The 16,323-nt window shown below is 56.5% G+C and carries 16 protein-coding genes and 3 tRNA genes; 13 read left to right on the top strand and 6 right to left on the bottom strand.

The window, feature by feature from the left end; all coding sequences use genetic code 11:
- Nucleotides 1-81: 81 nt before the first annotated feature.
- Nucleotides 82-306: a DUF2594 family protein gene (locus tag IFU29_RS06620; protein ID WP_191933228.1), complete on the bottom strand. Its 225-nt coding sequence runs from the start codon at nucleotides 304-306 to the stop codon at nucleotides 82-84.
- Nucleotides 307-788: 482 nt separating this feature from the next.
- Here IFU29_RS06620 and uvrY point away from each other — a divergent pair, with 482 nt between their 5' ends.
- From uvrY to IFU29_RS06585, 7 genes are all read left to right on the top strand, one after another.
- Entirely contained in the window at nucleotides 789-1,448 is a 660-nt protein-coding gene (gene uvrY, locus IFU29_RS06615) for a UvrY/SirA/GacA family response regulator transcription factor (RefSeq protein ID WP_191933227.1), read from the top strand.
- Nucleotides 1,441-3,273: an excinuclease ABC subunit UvrC gene (uvrC, locus tag IFU29_RS06610; protein ID WP_191933226.1), complete on the top strand. Its 1,833-nt coding sequence runs from the start codon at nucleotides 1,441-1,443 to the stop codon at nucleotides 3,271-3,273. Before uvrY ends, uvrC begins: the two co-directional genes overlap by 8 nt.
- A 71-nt stretch (nucleotides 3,274-3,344) precedes the next feature.
- Nucleotides 3,345-3,893 (top strand): CDP-diacylglycerol--glycerol-3-phosphate 3-phosphatidyltransferase, encoded by a 549-nt coding sequence (gene pgsA, locus IFU29_RS06605; RefSeq protein ID WP_191933225.1) that lies wholly within the window; start codon nucleotides 3,345-3,347, stop codon nucleotides 3,891-3,893.
- Nucleotides 3,894-4,067: 174 nt separating this feature from the next.
- Nucleotides 4,068-4,143, top strand: a tRNA-Gly gene (locus tag IFU29_RS06600).
- Between the two features lie 46 nt (nucleotides 4,144-4,189).
- Nucleotides 4,190-4,263: transfer RNA gene (locus IFU29_RS06595), tRNA-Cys, on the top strand.
- Between the two features lie 12 nt (nucleotides 4,264-4,275).
- Nucleotides 4,276-4,361, top strand: a tRNA-Leu gene (locus IFU29_RS06590).
- Between the two features lie 364 nt (nucleotides 4,362-4,725).
- The gene (locus IFU29_RS06585; protein WP_191933224.1) at nucleotides 4,726-5,058 is read left to right on the top strand and encodes a hypothetical protein; all 333 of its coding nucleotides are present in this window, start codon (nucleotides 4,726-4,728) and stop codon (nucleotides 5,056-5,058) included.
- 131 nt (nucleotides 5,059-5,189) lie between these two features.
- Here the strand turns inward: IFU29_RS06585 and IFU29_RS06580 are convergent, their stop codons facing one another.
- Nucleotides 5,190-5,660 carry a GNAT family N-acetyltransferase gene (locus IFU29_RS06580; protein ID WP_342214455.1) on the bottom strand — a complete coding sequence of 157 codons (471 nt, stop codon included), beginning with the start codon at nucleotides 5,658-5,660 and terminating at the stop codon, nucleotides 5,190-5,192.
- 143 nt (nucleotides 5,661-5,803) lie between these two features.
- On the opposite strand from IFU29_RS06580, the gene IFU29_RS06575 reads away from it, so the two are divergent.
- From IFU29_RS06575 to IFU29_RS06560, 4 genes are all read left to right on the top strand, one after another.
- Nucleotides 5,804-6,235 carry a MarR family winged helix-turn-helix transcriptional regulator gene (locus IFU29_RS06575; protein ID WP_191933223.1) on the top strand — a complete coding sequence of 144 codons (432 nt, stop codon included), beginning with the start codon at nucleotides 5,804-5,806 and terminating at the stop codon, nucleotides 6,233-6,235.
- A gap of 61 nt (nucleotides 6,236-6,296) precedes the next feature.
- On the top strand, nucleotides 6,297-7,928 hold the full coding sequence (locus IFU29_RS06570; protein ID WP_194710668.1) for an MFS transporter: 1,632 nt from the start codon (nucleotides 6,297-6,299) through the stop codon (nucleotides 7,926-7,928).
- A 59-nt stretch (nucleotides 7,929-7,987) separates the two neighbouring features.
- A complete protein-coding gene (locus IFU29_RS06565; RefSeq protein WP_191933221.1) occupies nucleotides 7,988-9,079 on the top strand; it encodes an HlyD family secretion protein in 1,092 nt (363 codons plus the stop codon).
- On the top strand, nucleotides 9,076-10,458 hold the full coding sequence (locus IFU29_RS06560; protein ID WP_191933220.1) for an efflux transporter outer membrane subunit: 1,383 nt from the start codon (nucleotides 9,076-9,078) through the stop codon (nucleotides 10,456-10,458). The genes IFU29_RS06565 and IFU29_RS06560 overlap by 4 nt, the downstream gene beginning before the upstream one ends.
- Nucleotides 10,459-10,483: 25 nt before the next feature.
- Here IFU29_RS06560 and IFU29_RS06555 read toward each other — a convergent pair whose 3' ends face one another.
- Entirely contained in the window at nucleotides 10,484-10,891 is a 408-nt protein-coding gene (locus IFU29_RS06555) for a DUF2000 domain-containing protein (RefSeq protein ID WP_191933219.1), read from the bottom strand.
- A 51-nt stretch (nucleotides 10,892-10,942) separates the two neighbouring features.
- Entirely contained in the window at nucleotides 10,943-11,779 is an 837-nt protein-coding gene (locus tag IFU29_RS06550) for an AraC family transcriptional regulator (protein ID WP_191933218.1), read from the bottom strand.
- A 420-nt stretch (nucleotides 11,780-12,199) separates the two neighbouring features.
- Here IFU29_RS06550 and IFU29_RS06545 point away from each other — a divergent pair, with 420 nt between their 5' ends.
- Nucleotides 12,200-12,340, top strand: a complete 141-nt coding sequence (locus IFU29_RS06545; protein WP_162900974.1) for a hypothetical protein — start codon at nucleotides 12,200-12,202, stop codon at nucleotides 12,338-12,340.
- Here IFU29_RS06545 and IFU29_RS06540 read toward each other — a convergent pair.
- Nucleotides 12,321-13,490 carry a beta-glucosidase gene (locus IFU29_RS06540; RefSeq protein WP_191933217.1) on the bottom strand — a complete coding sequence of 390 codons (1,170 nt, stop codon included), beginning with the start codon at nucleotides 13,488-13,490 and terminating at the stop codon, nucleotides 12,321-12,323. The genes IFU29_RS06545 and IFU29_RS06540 overlap by 20 nt on opposite strands.
- Before the next feature lie 131 nt (nucleotides 13,491-13,621).
- On the opposite strand from IFU29_RS06540, the gene IFU29_RS06535 reads away from it, so the two are divergent.
- Complete coding sequence (locus tag IFU29_RS06535) at nucleotides 13,622-15,091, top strand: phospholipase D family protein (protein WP_191933216.1); 1,470 nt, start codon at nucleotides 13,622-13,624, stop codon at nucleotides 15,089-15,091.
- A gap of 95 nt (nucleotides 15,092-15,186) precedes the next feature.
- Here IFU29_RS06535 and mdoC read toward each other — a convergent pair whose 3' ends face one another.
- Nucleotides 15,187-16,314, bottom strand: coding sequence for a glucans biosynthesis protein MdoC (gene mdoC / locus IFU29_RS06530; protein WP_191933215.1), 1,128 nt, complete (start codon nucleotides 16,312-16,314; stop codon nucleotides 15,187-15,189).
- Nucleotides 16,315-16,323: the final 9 nt, after the last annotated feature.

Genomic DNA, 16,323 nt, shown 5'->3' with positions numbered 1-16,323 from the left:
GGTTAAATCACTACGTTGTGATAAAACCACGGAAAAAGCAATGGCCCTTTTACCTGCCGCGGGCCGCCAGGACCCGACGGATCACTGACGGTAAGCGTGTTTAATCTGCTTTACAGTGTTGCTGAACACTTCAGCCTGTTTTTCGTCTTCCAGCCCGGCAATATAACGCTCCAGATTGATGATGACTTTACCGGCATCGGCCTGACCCATGCCTTTCAGCATCAGGGTGACCAGAGCCTTCATACAGGTCACTTCATTCGCCAGTGCCTGTGCTTCTTCGCTGGTTGAAAAGTCAATCCCACTCATGATTTCTCCCGTTAGTCATTGAAAAACAGTGCTCACGGTGCAGGCACCGAACACTCAAAAGTTGCGTCAAGTATATCATATAACAGCGGTAAGCCATCACCGTCTGCGCCGTTCAATTGCGCGAACCACCCAGGTCTAATCTGAACAGCCTGGCATTGCCGGGGATAAACAGGGGGGAAGTGAATAACGACAGCGGAACGAAAAGATCGAGAGGGGCGGTGGGACATCCGGTTAGGGTCTTTAACCGGGGGCTTTTATTGGACTTATGGTGTAAATATTTATTGCCAAGATAATTAATGTCTGAGATTGACGCTTATCGGATTTACTGCGACATTTTGACCTGAATTAACCGCATTTATATCCGGGAGGATGCGGTGAACGCACCGTATTATTTTTATTCTAACAGCCTTGAAAAAGTAGTAACATAACTGTCCTGCCTATATCACTTTCTTCATCTGCATAAGCCACTTAGGGAGCATCGTTTGATAAGCGTTTTTCTTGTTGATGACCACGAGCTGGTACGCGCAGGTATTCGTCGTATCCTGGAAGATATTAAAGGTATCCAGGTGGTGGGTGAAGCCAACTGCGGCGAAGAGGCAGTGAAATGGTGCCGTACAAACCGTGCTGATGTGCTGCTGATGGACATGAACATGCCCGGAATTGGTGGGCTAGAGGCTACGCGCAAGATCATCCGTTACACGCCTGACTGCAAAATTATTATGCTGACCATCCACACGGAAAATCCGCTGCCAGCTAAAGTCATGCAGGCGGGGGCTTCAGGCTACCTCAGCAAAGGGGCGGCACCGCAGGAAGTGGTCAGTGCGATTCGGTCGGTCAACGCCGGGCAACGCTATATCGCTTCCGACATTGCCCAGCAGATGGCCCTCAGCCAGATTGAACCGCAAAAGGCAGAATCCCCGTTCAGCTGTTTGTCGGAACGCGAGTTGCAGATTATGCTGATGATTACCAAAGGCCAGAAAGTGACGGAAATTTCCGAACAGCTCAATCTGAGTCCTAAAACCGTTAACAGCTATCGCTATCGCATGTTCAGTAAACTGAATATCAGCGGCGACGTAGAGTTAACGCATCTCGCCATTCGTCATGGCCTGTACAGCGCGGAGCCGTTAATCAGTAGTGAATGATCTGTTTGATGCAAAGAATTTTCTGAAAACTGTCACCAGCCAGCCGGGCGTTTACCGGATGTACGATGCTGGTGGTACGGTGATCTACGTTGGCAAAGCCAAAGACCTCAAAAAACGCCTTTCCAGCTATTTCCGTGGAAACCTGGCCAGTCGTAAGACGGAAGCGCTGGTGGCCCTTATCTGCCAGATTGATGTCACGGTCACCCATACGGAAACCGAAGCGCTGCTGCTGGAACACAATTACATCAAACTTTACCAGCCACGCTACAACGTGCTGCTGCGTGATGATAAGTCCTACCCCTATATTTTTCTCAGTGCTGACGCTCACCCGCGCCTGGCCAGCCATCGTGGGGCAAAACACGCTAAGGGCGAATATTTTGGTCCTTTTCCCAACGGTTATGCGGTGCGTGAAACCTTGTCCCTGCTGCAGAAAGTATTCCCGGTGCGCCAGTGTGAAAACAGCGTCTATCGCAACCGCTCCCGGCCCTGCCTGCAATATCAGATTGGCCGCTGTCTGGGGCCGTGCGTTGAGGGACTGGTGTCCGAAGAGGAATATGCCCGTCAGATCGACTACGTGCGGCTGTTCCTTTCCGGCAAAGACGATCAGGTCCTGAATCAGCTGGTTGGCCGCATGGAGCAGGCCAGTAAAGAGATGCGTTTCGAAGAGGCTGCCCGCCTGCGCGATCAGATCCAGGCCGTGCGCCGCGTGACGGAAAAACAGTTTGTTTCCAATCAGGGCGACGATCTGGACGTGATCGGCGTTGCGTTCGACTCGGGTATGGCCTGCCTGCACGTCCTGTTTATCCGTCAGGGTAAGATACTGGGCAGCCGGAGCTACTTCCCGAAGGTGCCGGGCGGAACCGAACTGGCAGAAGTGGTACAGACGTTTGTGGGGCAGTTCTATTTGCAGGGCAGCCAGGCGCGCACGCTGCCAGCCGACATTCTGCTGGACTTCACGCTCCCGGAAAAAGACCTGCTGGCAGAATCGTTAAGCGGACTGGCCGGGCGGCGTATTGCCATCCAAAGCAAGCCGCGCGGGGACCGGGCACGCTACCTTAAGCTGGCGCGCACCAATGCGGCTACCGCGCTGGTGACTCGCCTGGCACAGCACTCTACTATTCACCAGCGTCTGTCGGCGCTGGCCGACACGCTGAAGCTGCCGGCGATCCGCCGCATGGAATGTTTTGATATCAGCCATACCATGGGCGAACAGACGGTGGCATCCTGCGTCGTGTTTGATGCCAACGGGCCGCTGCGCAGCGAATATCGCCGCTATAATATCACCGGCATTACCCCGGGCGATGACTATGCCGCAATGAACCAGGTGCTGCGCCGTCGTTATGGCAAAGCGCTGGAAGAGGACAAAATCCCAGACGTGATCCTGATCGACGGTGGCAAAGGCCAGCTATCTCAGGCCAAAGAAGTGTTTGCCGGGCTGGATGTCCCCTGGGATAAGCACCATCCTCTGTTGCTGGGTGTGGCAAAAGGCACTGACCGCAAGGCCGGACTGGAAACGCTGTTCCTTGAGCCGGAAGGGGAGGGTTTTTCCCTGCCGCCTGACTCCCCGGCACTGCATGTTATCCAGCATATTCGTGACGACTCTCACAATCATGCAATTACGGGTCACCGGAATAAACGGGCCAAAGTGAAGAACACCAGTGCGCTGGAAACCATCGAAGGCATAGGCCCAAAACGCCGTCAGATGCTGCTTAAGTACATGGGGGGCCTGCAACCGCTGATGAATGCTTCGGTGGATGAAATTGCCAGCGTCCCGGGGATCTCACACGGTCTGGCGGAAAAAATCTTCCACGCGCTGAAACACTAAGCATTGCAACACCCGGGGCAATGTAGGAACATAGGGACAAATTCTACTCTGTCCAGACAGTTAGCGTAATTATGCCATTTAATATTCCGACCTTACTTACCCTGTTTCGCGTAGTCTTAATCCCGTTCTTTGTGCTGGCATTTTATCTGCCATTTCAATGGGCTCCACTGGCCTGTGGGCTGATTTTCATCTTCGCCGCGATAACAGACTGGTTCGATGGCTACCTTGCGCGTCGCTGGAAACAGACGACGCAGTTCGGAGCGTTCCTTGACCCGGTAGCGGATAAAGTGATGGTGGCGATGGCGCTGGTGCTGGTGGCTGAGTATTTCCACTCCTGGTGGATCACGCTGCCGGCGGCAACGATGATCGCCCGTGAAATTATTATCTCCGCGCTGCGCGAGTGGATGGCAGAAATCGGCAAACGTAACAGCGTTGCTGTTTCCTGGATTGGTAAAGTGAAAACCACGGCGCAGATGCTGGCGTTGTTTGCGCTGTTATGGCATCCGAACCCCATTGTTGAAGGTGTTGGCGTGGTGGCGTTATACATTGCTGCCGTGCTTACTTTCTGGTCAATGTTCCAGTATTTGAGCGCTGCGCGCGGCGATTTGCTCGAACGGTGATCGAAGCGACTTAAAAAGCAGCAAACGGATACGTTGTGAGGATAATTTGGTTGACTCATTCCGCCAGAACAGTAGAATGCAACGCATCGAAAGGCAGCTCAGGTCGCCAGAAGATAAAGCAAATCAGCAGGTTCTGTGAGTATGATTAAAAACAGAATGTGAGCTGATAGCACTGCGGGAATAGCTCAGTTGGTAGAGCACGACCTTGCCAAGGTCGGGGTCGCGAGTTCGAGTCTCGTTTCCCGCTCCAGATTACGACATCAGAGATGACTCTCTGATGACAAAAAAGAATTAAAGGCGCGTTGGCAGAGTGGCCATGCTACGGATTGCAAATCCGTCTACCTCGGTTCGACTCCGGGACGCGCCTCCAATTAACACCCAAGCCCGGGTGGTGAAATCGGTAGACACAAGGGATTTAAAATCCCTCGGCTTATGGCTGTGTGGGTTCAAGTCCCACCCCGGGCACCATTTTAGAACTACCGATTAAAACGAATAAAAACAAGCAGTATGCAGTAATGTCGTAACCGCCCAAGGGCGGTTTTTTTGTTTCTGTCATTCGGCTTTTCTGATTTTTTGCCCCCGTGTGATCCTTCCTTCTGAAACGAATATCCGCACTCTTTTCGGCAGCCTGACTTCCTGCATAATCTTGCTTCAGTGGAGGTATAGCCGGTAAACACCGGATGTGTTGCGGGTATAAGGTACTCCAGGACGCTTCAGGAGCATGCTGACTGACATTCACCCCGAGGATCGGGGAAAAGGTTGACCCTTTTTCCCGTGATTGAACTTCAGGGAGTTGAAGTGCAGAATTAATGTCGGATAAAGGGAGTTTTCATTGAACATCAAAAAGTTAGCTATTCTGCTTCTTATCATCGTCGCAGCGACGGGCTGTACATCCAGAAAAAAATTACCGTTTGTGCCAGTCGATTACCCCGGATATGCGTGGTCTTCCCACCAGGATGGCGTGATTTACGGACCTGCGGTGGAAGAGACGGAGGTGCGTTATGACGTCAACGCCGATGGACGGGTAGAGAACGTCAGAGTGACAGCGGGAAAGCCTGAATTACGGTTTAAAGCGTATCTGCAGAAAAAAATGCGGGATGACTGGCGATTCGAAGAAAATGAGCCTCAGATGGGGCGGTCTCTGATCGTGAAGTACAGACAATAATTTTTCGGACGCTGTCACCCGGCCACCGTATCGGATGCGGCCCTGCGCACGACTATCACCGGCAATACCGCCATCAGGGGAAGGGATTGAACCGATCTGCCTGCGCCTGCGGCGAATAAAAGCCCGACGGGTTAGTCACCCAGCCAGCGCACCATTATAGTCACAGACTCGCCGGAAATCGTGCGTTGTTCAACATCCTGCCAGCCGAGGCGTCGGTAAAGCGCCTGCTTATCCGGCGTATAAAGCCACAGCGCTTCTATCCCCTGCTCACCAGCGCGCGTTATGCAGGCGTTGATCAGTGCCGATCCTGTTCCTTTGCCGCGCCACTCGCGCGGGGTAAACACTTCTCCCAGCCAGAAACGGCGCTCCGGCCGGTCGTCCAGCTCGTACTCAATCACGCTGGCGGTACCGGTCAGCGTCCCGTCGGCCGTTGAGGACACAAACGTGAAGCTGCCGCGTTCATCGTGGTTACGCTCCAGCAGGCGTTGCTCAATCACGGGCAGCGAGGACCAGGCAGGAATGCCTGACCACTCGCTGTGGAGCAGCCGGGCAATTTCACGGTGGCGTTCAGGCTGCTGGCGTAGCGGAAAAATAAGCATCATTTGGTTCCTCAGCGGGGTGTTGCCTGGCAGGGCGATAAAGAATTATCTACACTCTTTGGCAGTTGTCTTCCTTTCTTTATCTTGTCGTGGCTATAATTGCCATATCGTTTAGTTAGAGCTCTAATTATCAGGCATCTTACCTATTGAATACCCAGGAACTGAATTTCTCCCGTCTGCTGCATCTCACTGCCCACGCCTGGCGTCAGGCAATCGATCGGCGCATGAAAGATAACGGTCTCAGCATGAGCAGCTGGATGGCGGTCGCGACTATCGCCATTCAGGATAAGCCCATGAGTCAGAAAGAGCTGGCGCAGGCGCTGGGGCTGGAAGATGCCAGTGTGGTGCCTCTGATTGACCGACTGGTGAAACAGAATCTGGTGGAACGGGTTCAGCCTCCTGAGGATCGGCGTAAACGGCTGCTGCACGTCACCCCAAAAGGGGAGTTACTCTATCAGCGCCTGAAAACCGAGGCCGATGCCCTGCGCAATGAGCTGCTCTCTGGCGTCAATCCGGGCGAGCTGGCCGTTACTCAGCGCGTATTACAGCAACTGCTGGCGGCGACAGAGGTAAAGTAAGGTGTCGCGCAATAAAACCAATCCCTACGCACCGCGAGAGTGGGCCCCCGGCGAAAAGCCGATGCTGCCCGGGTCACCCTCCACGCCGCTGCACCCGACGCATAAACGTATTGCGTTTGGCATCGTTGGCCTGCTGATCTGCATTACCGGTGCGCTGAGTAATGCGCTGGTGACGGCGAACCTGACCAACCTGCAGGGCGTGTTCGGCGCTTATAACAATGAAATCGCCTGGCTCCCGGCCGTTTATGTGATGGGGAATATCTCCATTAACCTGCTGCTGGTGAAGTTTCGTCAGCAGTTTGGCCTGCGGGTGTTTACCGAAGCCTTTCTGGTGCTGTACGTGCTGGTGGCATTTTTCCATCTGCTGGTCAATGACCTCAGTTCGGCGATCATCGTGCGGGCGGCACACGGCATGGTTGGTGCGGCGCTCAGTTCGCTCGGTATCTACTATCAGGTGCAGGCCTGGCCGGCGAAGCACCGGCTGAAAGCCCTGGCCATCGGGCTGGGTGCCTCACAGCTGGCGATCCCGCTGGCACGCCTGTTTTCGACGGAGCTGCTCCAGCTGGATGAGTGGCGCGGTCTGTATCTGTTCGAGCTGGGCCTGGCGCTGATGGCGCTGGGCGCGGTGCTGATCCTTAAGCTCCCCCCCGGCGAACGGACCAAGGTCTTTGAGAAAAAAGACTTTCTCACCTTCTTCCTGATGGCCCCCGGCATGGCGCTGTTCTGCGGCGTACTGTCGCTGGGACGCATTGAATGGTGGACCAGCACGCCGTGGCTTGGCGTTTGTCTGGCGTTGGGGCTGGTGCTGGTAACGGCCGCCGTGCTGGTAGAGCATAACCGCAGTAATCCGCTGATCAATACGCGCTGGCTGGGCAGCGGGGCGATTTTCCGCCTCGGCATTGTGATGATCCTGCTGCGAATTATGCTTGCCGAACAGAACACCGGGGCCATCGGTTATTTGCAACAGCTGGGATTACAGAACGATCAGATGCAGGGGCTGGCGCTGGCGATCCTCGCCGGGGTGGCGGCGGGTATCGTCTGCAGCGCGCTGACCATTAATCCCAGGCATCTGAGCTGGCCGATCGTGCTGTCGCTGATTATTGTGATGGTAGCCTCGCTGATGGATGCGCAATCCAGCCCGCTGACCCGCGGGAATAATATGTATTTCAGCCAGTTCCTGCTGGGTTTCAGCACCTCCTTCTTTATTGCTCCGGCGATGCTGCTGGGTGTCGGCAGCGTGGTGACTCAGCCAAAGAACCTGGTGAGCTTTGTGGTGCTGTTTGGTATGAGTCAGAACCTCGGCGGCCTGATGGGCTCGGCGCTGCTCGGTACCTTCCAGACCTGGCGTGAAAAGTATCACTCCAGCCTGCTGGGCGATCAGCTTTCGCTGCTTGATCCTAACGTGACGGAACGTCTGGCGCAGTACAACGCCCTGTTCAGCAGCCTGACGGGCGACAGCATCCTTCAGGGGGCGCAGGGGACGACACAGCTTCAGACCGTCGCCACGCTGCAGGCAAATGTGCTGGCCTACAACGATGTCTATATTCTGACCGCCTGTATGGCAGGGGTCACTTTACTCTGGGTGCTGTGGCGTCTGTCGCGTCTGCGCTATCTCAGCTGGCAGCAGGCAAAACGCGAAGCGGAAGCGGAACAGCGTGCCATGCAAAACATTAACAAAACGATTACCCGGTAACACCGCGTGCGGAGGCAACACCTCTGCGTGCGGTGCAACTAACGGGACACGGGGAAATTATGAGTCAACAGGAACAGCAGCAGCTCACCGAGCGTCTGAGAAATAATAAGCTGCGAATTATATCGATAGCCCTCGGGTCGGGCATTGCGCTGGTCGGCGTACTGGTGATCCTTTACGCCTGGCAGCTCCCGCCCTTTACCAGCCAGACGCAGTCGACGGAAAACGCCTACGTGCGCGGCCAGGTGACGTTTATCAGTCCGCAGGTGAGCGGCTATATCACCCAGGTTAACGTGCTGGACTTCCAGCCCGTGCATCAGGGCGATTTATTGATGACCATCGATGACCGGATTTATCGCCAGCGAGTACATCAGGCGGTGGCGCAGCTGGAGATGAAAAAGGCCGTACTGGCCAATAATATTCAGCAGCGGCGCAGTGCAGAAGCGGTGATCAAACGCAATGAGGCCGCGCTGCAAAACGCCAAAGCCCAGGCAGTGAAGGGGGGCCTCGACCTGAAACGCGTTGAAAATCTGGTCTCCGATGGATCCCTGTCGCTGCGTGAACGCGATGCTGCACGCGCCAGCAACAGCCAGACGTTGGCCGATGTGCAGCAGGCGCAGGCAACGCTGGAAGTCTCACGTCAGGATCTGCAAACGGCCATCGTCAACCGCGCCTCGCTGGAAGCCGACGTGGCCAGCGCACAGGCCGCGCTTGAGCTGGCGCAGATCGACCTTGATAACACCAAAATCATCGCCCCGCGCGAGGGGCAGCTGGGGCAGATTGCCGTACGGCAGGGGGCCTACGTGACGGCGGGAACGCGTCTGACCTCGCTGGTGCCGGAACAGAAGTGGGTGATCGCCAATATGAAAGAGACCCAGATGGCGCACATCAGGCCTGGCCTTCCGGTCAGTTTCCGCGTCGATGCCCTGAACGGTGAACGCTTCAGCGGGGAAGTCGAGTACATCTCCCCGGCGGCGGGCTCGGAGTTCAGCGCGATCTCCCCGGATAACGCGACGGGGAACTTCGTTAAAATCGCCCAGCGTATTCCGGTACGCATTAAGATCACCAGTGACAATACCCGACATCTGCGTCCGGGCATGTCGGTGGAAGTGGATATTGATACGGCTTCGGTACAGGCGGAGGATAAAAAATGATGCCTGCGCCAAAAACGCTGTTAGTGATGATGCTGTCGGCCACGCTGGCCGGATGCGCAACCGAGGTCAGGCAGGCCCCGTCTTCGCTGCCGATCCCGGCGGCATGGCGTAATCAGGTCGGGCCAGGGGCGGCCGTGGAAGCCAGCTGGTGGCGGGCGTTTAATGACCCGTCGCTGAATCAGCTGGTGGATCAGGCGCTGCGCAACAACCCGGATATTCTCACTGCCCGCTCCCGGGTCGATCAGTACCGTGCTCAACTGCGCGGTGCGCAAGGCGATAATTTCCCGACGCTGGATGCGGGCGTGTCAGCCGCGCGCGCGCGCTCCCTGTCAGCCGCCACCGGGCAACCGGCCGAGTCGGCGGTTTTCCAGGGGCTGCTGCAGGCCAGTTACAACGTTGATTTGTGGGGGGAACGCAGCAGCAGCATTGACGCCGCGAAAGCCTCTCTGGCAGCACAGCAGGCAGCAGCCAGTGCGGCAGAACTGACGATTGCCAGTTCGGTGGCCTCAGGGTATATGACGCTGGTATCACTCGATGAGCAGCTGCGGGTGACCCGCGCTACGCTGGACAGCCGCGCAGACTCGTTAAAGCTGGCGCAGCGCCAGTTTGAATCCGGCTATACTTCCCGGCTGGAGTGGGTGCAGTCCCGCTCGGAATACCAGACGGCAAAGGCGCAGGTTCCCCTATTGCAGCATCAGATTGCGCAGCAGGAAAATGCCCTGAGTATTCTGGTCGGGATGAATCCCCGCCAGATCGCCCGGCAGAATCACTTTGATCATGTTGCCCCGCAGGTTCTGCCCGCCGTGATGCCATCACAGCTGCTGCAACGCAGGCCGGATATCGTGCAGGCCGAACGTCAGCTGCTGGCCGCTGATGCCTCACTGCAGTCGTCGCGCGCCAGCCTGCTGCCCTCGCTGAACCTGACCGCCAGCGGTACGATGCAAAGTTCCGTGCTGCATGAGCTGGTGGAAAACCCCTTCCGCCTGTGGAGCATCGGCGGGAGCGTGCTGGCTCCGCTGCTGAACCGCGAAGCACTGACGGCGCAGGTCGATGTCTCTATGGCAACGCGCAATCAGGCCCTGTACAACTATGAAAAAGTGGTACGCAGCGCATTCAGTGAGGTTAATGACGATCTGGACGCCATTACCCGCTATCAGGAGCAGCTGACCGAACTGCAGGAGCAGGAAAAAGTGGTGCAGGAGGCCCTGCGCATTGCCCGCAACCGCTACCAGAACGGGTATGCGTCCTACCTTGATGAACTCGATGCCCAGCGTTCGCTGTTCAGCATCCAGCTCAGCGTGGTGCAGGCGAAAAACAACCTGCTGCTGGCACAGATTGACCTTTACCGCGCCCTGGGCGGCGGCTGGAAGGCATCGTAACAGGGCCGGTGATGCAGGCCGGCCGTCAGCCAAACAGCTTAAGGCTGGCCGTCAGCTTGCGCAGGGCTTTCTTATCCCCGGCAATCCCCAGACCCAGATGTTGCAGATCCCCGGTGGCCACTTCCCTGACTGCCGCCGCAAACGCCGCGTAATCAACCGTCATCTGGCCCTCGCGGGGAAAGAGAACGATATCAAGCTGCTGTTCTCTGCAGCGTGCGAGCAGCGCGCGCAGCTGCGTATTATCGGCTGACAGTACGGGGATCCCCACCGGGATCAGGCCAGGATACTGCTGGCCGTAGGCGTCCGACAGCGTATGACCCACCAGGCCGGGATGGCGCTGACCCAGTGTCAGCGCGATCACCGCCGCCGCATTCGCCGCCTTGCCACTGGCTAAATCCTGGTTCAGCACCACCACACAACGAACATCACTCATCACTTTTACCTTCTGACGGAGAAAACACGCAGCCTAAATCAGCCTGCGCCGTCAGTCTGGAAGATTTGTGCAGTATTGCTGATAGCGGGCGGGGGTTAACTGACTGGTGCGCCTGAACCAGCGGCCTAAGTGGCTTTGATCGGCAAACCCCAGCTGTGCCGCCACCTGGACAGGCGGCAGCCCACCCGCGAGCAGGCGACGCGCTTCGCTCAGACGCAGCTGGATCAGCCATGCGTGCGGGGGCAGGCCGAAGTGGGCATGAAATTCGCGCGACAGCCGAAAACGGTCAACGTCCAGCGCCGCAGCAATATCGCTCAGACCAATATCGTCATAGCGGCGATCCAGCATAAAATCCCGCGCCCGCAGCGCGAGGGTCTTCTCATGCGCCGGGATGTGGATCGCTCTTCGCCAGTGCAGGTGGCGGGTCAGCGCGGTAAACAGCCGCTGCAGCGAGCTCTCTTTGACGATTTTCAACTCACCCTGATGCAGCGCCTGAAACGCATGAAACGTTGCCCTGGCCAGCCGGCGGTCGCCACTGAGCGTGCGGGCAAAACTCAGCTCGAAATGGTCGGGAATATCACTGAACTGGCTGGCCAACTGCCCGCGCATAGTCAGCGGATCGATATACAGCATCCGGTAGGTAAACCCGCTGTCGTCAATGGCATCGCCGTCGTGCAGTTCACCCGGCTCCAGAAGGAACACGGTACCGGGACGGCTGCGGTGCTGCTGACGGCGGGTATGAAACTGCTGCACGCCCTGTTCCGTGACGCCGACAAGATAGCTGTCGTGCCAGTGCGGATCGTAGGCGTGGCCGGTAAAATGAGCGCGCAGGGTCTCTATGGATGACAACCCGTCACGTGCGAAGTCTACCCAGCCTGACTGCTTCATTTTTTCTCCCTGGCTTACGGCGGTATCTCAAGACCGCAGATTTTCCGGCGCTGCCGCCAGAACACCGGGCGCTGAAGCCGGGTGGAGTGAGCTGACGGAGCGGTTAAAATATTAGTTAAGTTTGATAGTCTTTTAATCTGACTGTTCAATTTTTGAAGTAAGCAGGCTCACTGATTTTCAATAAAAAAATATATGTTATGCCGTTTTCAGCGGTGTTTAATCAATTTATTACGTTAATCTGTTGGCAAGTCGTGCTATTATTCTGCGCGATAATTCAGGGGTTACTGACGCTTTTGGGTGCGATTAGCGCCCGTATCAGGCTCCGGTTTCGTTAGAAATGCTTACTTTTGGTGAAAGGGACGTCTTTCATTTTTTACCGGCACCCAACAGGAACGTTTTGCCGGTACGCTGTGGCTGAACATGAAAAACAGTTCCAAACCTGAGTCTGAAAAAGAACCCCGTGTGCCGTTAGATGATGCGCAGTTTGCCATTGTGGTGCTTGCCGTGACCTCGTTCACGCTGATTATCTTTGTCCTGGGCATCACTCTGTGGATGTCCTGATCGTACCCTGACTGAGTTTGATCTGCTGACTGCGCAGCATCAATGCCATCTCTTCGTTAACGGTGCGGTTCCCGTTGGCATCCGGTAAGCCAAACAGCCCCACGGGGTAGCGGCGGTCATCATCCCATGCCGGATAATCCACTGCCGGATAAAGCGAAATGCCTTCAAGCTGAACGCCGGCATTCAGTGCCATCTCTCCTTCCTGAATCACCCGATTAAGCCAGTCCTGACTGCGGCCCGACTCCGCACCAGTTTCGGCGATCAGCAGCGGCCGCTGGTAGCGCTGCCACACGTCCTGTAACAGCAGGTTCAGCGGACGATAATCAGGATGATGAGGCTCCAGCGGATCGCCGTTATGGAACCACTGATTATCCGGGTACCAGGTCATGCCAATGATGTTCAGCAGATCCTCCGAGCCACCCAGCTCCGGTTCGCTTCTTCCCGCCAGCCAGTCCCAGACTTCAAACTGCGCCTGATGCTGTAACCGGGCCTCCTGCCGTGCTGCGGCGGAATAGCCTGAGGCGGCCACGTGCACCAGCGGATCGGTAATGACAAAGCGCACGCCGGGGAGCGCTTCACGCATGGCGTGCATGGCGGCAATGCTGGCCCGGGCAAGCTGTCGTTTAAGCTCACGCCCGCGCCCGGTGACAAAGGGATTAAACCAGGCAATTTCCGCCCCGGCCCAGGACCAGAAAGAGATTTGATTCATTGGGGTGATAAACGGCTGGGTATGCCCCTCGTCGCGCAGCAGGCAGGCAAGGGCGCGGGCGTAGGCGCTGAAACGATCAACAAATTCGGCTCCCCAGATATCCAACCCGTCCGGCCAGCCGAAATGAGCCAGCTCCCAGATCATCTCAATGCCATGCTTTTCTGCTGCTTTTAGCTGCGGTAAAAAGCTGTCCCAGTGGTATTCTCCCGGTTGCTTCTCAATTAAATACCAGCGTGCGCCGTCGCGCGCCGTGAGGATCTGGTGACTGGCCAGCAGGGCGTAATCCTTTTCGAGCAGCGTATCGTGACCGCTGCTGATCATTAAATCTGCCCGTTTACCGGGCGTACGGCAGGCGGTGGAACAGGCAAAGCTGCCCTGGAAAAAGCGCCTAAAGAGGGCGGGCTGGTGACGGCGTGTGGCCGGGGGGCTGTCATCATGCATGATGTTCTCCTGGGGCAATAAAATCGCAGGCGATGGGCTAAGTCTAGACTATATGTTTGCCTCACTGAGCCTGGCGAAAAACAGAGGCAGAATAACCGGATGAATAACAGAACGACCGCTAAGGATCGCTGATGACCGACACGCTTCACTCACAACAGGCAGAGAGCGCTGCTGTCCCGACACGCCTGACGCAGGCGATTACGCCGCTGGTCGAACAACATCCTCAGCACAGCGGGGTCTATCCCCTGTCTGAAGGGCTTGACGCCTTCGCTGCGCGCTACCAGCTGATCGCTCTGGCGGAAAAGACGCTGGATATACAATATTACATCTGGCAGAACGATCTCTCCGGCAGGCTGCTGTTCAGCGCGCTGCTGGCGGCGGCCGGGCGCGGAGTGAGGGTGCGTCTGCTGCTGGACGACAATAACACGCTGGGGCTGGACCGCACGCTCAGTGAGCTGAACCGTCATCCGCTGATTGAGGTGCGGCTGTTTAATCCGTTCACCTTCCGCACGCTGCGTGCGCTGGGCTACCTGACCGATTTTGCCCGTCTGAACCGACGGATGCACAATAAAAGTTTCACCGTGGACAATGCGGCCACCATTGTCGGCGGCAGAAATATCGGTGATGAATATTTTGGCGTCGGGGACGAGCCGCTGTTTTCCGATCTGGATGTACTGGCGGTCGGCCCGGTGGTGCAGGAGGTGGCGCAGGACTTTGAGCGCTACTGGCAGAGCCGACCCGTGGCACCGCTGCGTCGGGTGGTGGATGAGGAAGAGAATGCCACTTCAGCCGTCTCACTGCCCGAAGCCTGGCGCGACAGCCCACAGGTCGCCCGCTATCTGCGCCAGGTCGATGAGTCGACTTTTGTGACCGGGCTGGACAACCGATCGCTGCCGTTTACCTGGGCCAAAACGCGCCTGCTGAGTGACGACCCGCGTAAAGGGCTGGGGCGGGCGAGAACCAGCACCCTGCTGCCCCAGCGTCTGCTGGAAGTGATCGGCCGGCCCCAGCAGCAGCTGGACATTATCTCTGCCTATTTTGTGCCGACACGAACAGGCGTGGCGCAACTGCTGGCGCTGGTGCGCAAAGGGGTAAAGATCTCGATTCTGACCAACTCGCTGGCGGCTAACGACGTGTCGATAGTCCATGCCGGTTACGCCAAGTGGCGCAAAAAACTCCTGCGTCACGGCATTCGCTTATACGAACTGAAACCGCACAGCGACGTGCGCGAGCCGAGCCATGATCGGGGCCTGACCGGGAACTCGGGTTCCAGCCTGCATGCCAAAACCTTCAGCGTTGATAACCAGACGGTATTTATCGGTTCGTTTAACTTTGACCCTCGCTCTGCCGTGCTGAACACGGAAATGGGGTTGGTGATTGAGAATGACGCGCTGGCCACGCAAATTCACCAGCGTTTTATCAGCAGCATGCGCGATCGCGCCTGGACGCTGCGGCTGGATAAGTGGGGGCGGATAAACTGGGTGGAGTACCCGGGAGAGGGTGCCAATGAAGTGGTGCATAAACGTGAGCCGCGAACCCGTCTGATGCAGCGCCTGCTGGTGCGTCTGGTATGGCGTCTGCCGATCGAATGGTTGTTATAGGAGGGGCCTGCCGCCCCCTGCTAAAGGTGGGCACGTTAAGCAGGGGGCCGAACGGTAACAATGACCGGCCCCTGCATTAGGGTGCCGGCCGACGGCTACTGGCGCTGGGGTTTACCGGAAAACAGGAAACGCAGCAGCGGAATACGCAGATGGATTTCGTACAGTAGGAAGGCAATGCCAAAGACGAAGACCAGCCCGGCGAAAAAGCCCAGAGTGTTGCTGTCGATCTGTTTAACAAACAGGATGCCATAAAGAATGGTCAACGGGTGATGCACCAGATAGATAAACAGGGATGCGTTGACCAGATAGGTGACGCGCGGCGAGTGGGAGTTGAGCATCCGGTGGCCGAAGGTAAACACCACATTGATCATCCACAGGCCCATCAGCATCGACACCACCGCATCAATCTCATACAGCCAGCCTTCGCCCTTGCTCCAGGTCTGGTTAGCCACATAGGCGGCAAAAGCCAGCGCAGAACCGATAAAGGTCCAGGGAACCGGACGGACAAACAGGGCTTTAATCGCCGGGTATTTCCAGGCCATAGCACCCAGCATAAAGAAAGGGAGATACAGCAGCGTCTGCATCACGGCCATATTAAACAGCGCATCGCCGAGCACTTGCGGTGCAAAAATAAACATCAGGCGACGAAAAGCGATCCACACCAGGCTGCAAAGCAGAATAAAACCCGTTAAACGGGTCCAGGTAAGGTCAGAATAGTCTGTTTTTTGCCGCGCGCCGTCGCGCAGAAAACGGAACAGCCAGAAGCCCGCCACCGTCAGCACAATCAGCACCAGAAGAAACCAGAGGTGCGAAATCAGATCCCAGACCAGGGTGTTATACTTCTCATACAGTGTCTTACTGCTCCAGTCGCCGATCTTACTGGTCCACTCTTTCAGCATAAAAAACTGCGGCAGCGTAATCAGCGGGATAGCCGTCAGCATCGGGATGCCGACCCGCTCCACGCGTACCTTCAGCCAGTCAGACGGGGTGTAGCGCAGAAACAGCATGTAAGAAAAATAGCCTGAAATAACAAAGAATACCTGCATGCGGAAGGCATGGATAAAGTCGTTCAGCAGCGTCAGCCATTCAGAGGGCGCGGGGCTGTTAACAGACCAGTTTTGTGTGGAATAAATCAGTGAAACATGAAAAGGCACCCCTAACAGCATCAGCCAGGCGCGAATCGAATCCAGAAAATATTCTCGTTGTGGTGTTTTCTTAGTCATATATATCCA

Origin of the sequence: Erwinia persicina, from assembly GCF_014838825.1 — a bacterium.
In the GTDB taxonomy this organism is placed as follows: domain Bacteria; phylum Pseudomonadota; class Gammaproteobacteria; order Enterobacterales; family Enterobacteriaceae; genus Erwinia; species Erwinia persicina_A.
This window is presented reverse-complemented; position numbering and strand designations above follow the sequence as displayed.

Bases quoted from the DNA above. Each gene is read 5' to 3' on its own strand.
- IFU29_RS06620 (WP_191933228.1), bottom strand. From the start codon at position 306: ATGAGTGGGATTGACTTTTCAACCAGCGAAGAAGCACAGGCACTGGCG.
- pgsA (WP_191933225.1), top strand. From the start codon at position 3,345: ATGCCATTTAATATTCCGACCTTACTTACCCTGTTTCGCGTAGTCTTA.
- IFU29_RS06580 (WP_342214455.1), bottom strand. From the start codon at position 5,660: ATGATGCTTATTTTTCCGCTACGCCAGCAGCCTGAACGCCACCGTGAA.
- IFU29_RS06570 (WP_194710668.1), top strand. From the start codon at position 6,297: ATGCTGCCCGGGTCACCCTCCACGCCGCTGCACCCGACGCATAAACGT.
- IFU29_RS06565 (WP_191933221.1), top strand. From the start codon at position 7,988: ATGAGTCAACAGGAACAGCAGCAGCTCACCGAGCGTCTGAGAAATAAT.
- IFU29_RS06560 (WP_191933220.1), top strand. From the start codon at position 9,076: ATGATGCCTGCGCCAAAAACGCTGTTAGTGATGATGCTGTCGGCCACG.
- IFU29_RS06555 (WP_191933219.1), bottom strand. From the start codon at position 10,891: ATGAGTGATGTTCGTTGTGTGGTGGTGCTGAACCAGGATTTAGCCAGT.
- IFU29_RS06550 (WP_191933218.1), bottom strand. From the start codon at position 11,779: ATGAAGCAGTCAGGCTGGGTAGACTTCGCACGTGACGGGTTGTCATCC.
- IFU29_RS06545 (WP_162900974.1), top strand. From the start codon at position 12,200: ATGAAAAACAGTTCCAAACCTGAGTCTGAAAAAGAACCCCGTGTGCCG.
- IFU29_RS06540 (WP_191933217.1), bottom strand. From the start codon at position 13,490: ATGCATGATGACAGCCCCCCGGCCACACGCCGTCACCAGCCCGCCCTC.
- IFU29_RS06535 (WP_191933216.1), top strand. From the start codon at position 13,622: ATGACCGACACGCTTCACTCACAACAGGCAGAGAGCGCTGCTGTCCCG.
- mdoC (WP_191933215.1), bottom strand. From the start codon at position 16,314: ATGACTAAGAAAACACCACAACGAGAATATTTTCTGGATTCGATTCGC.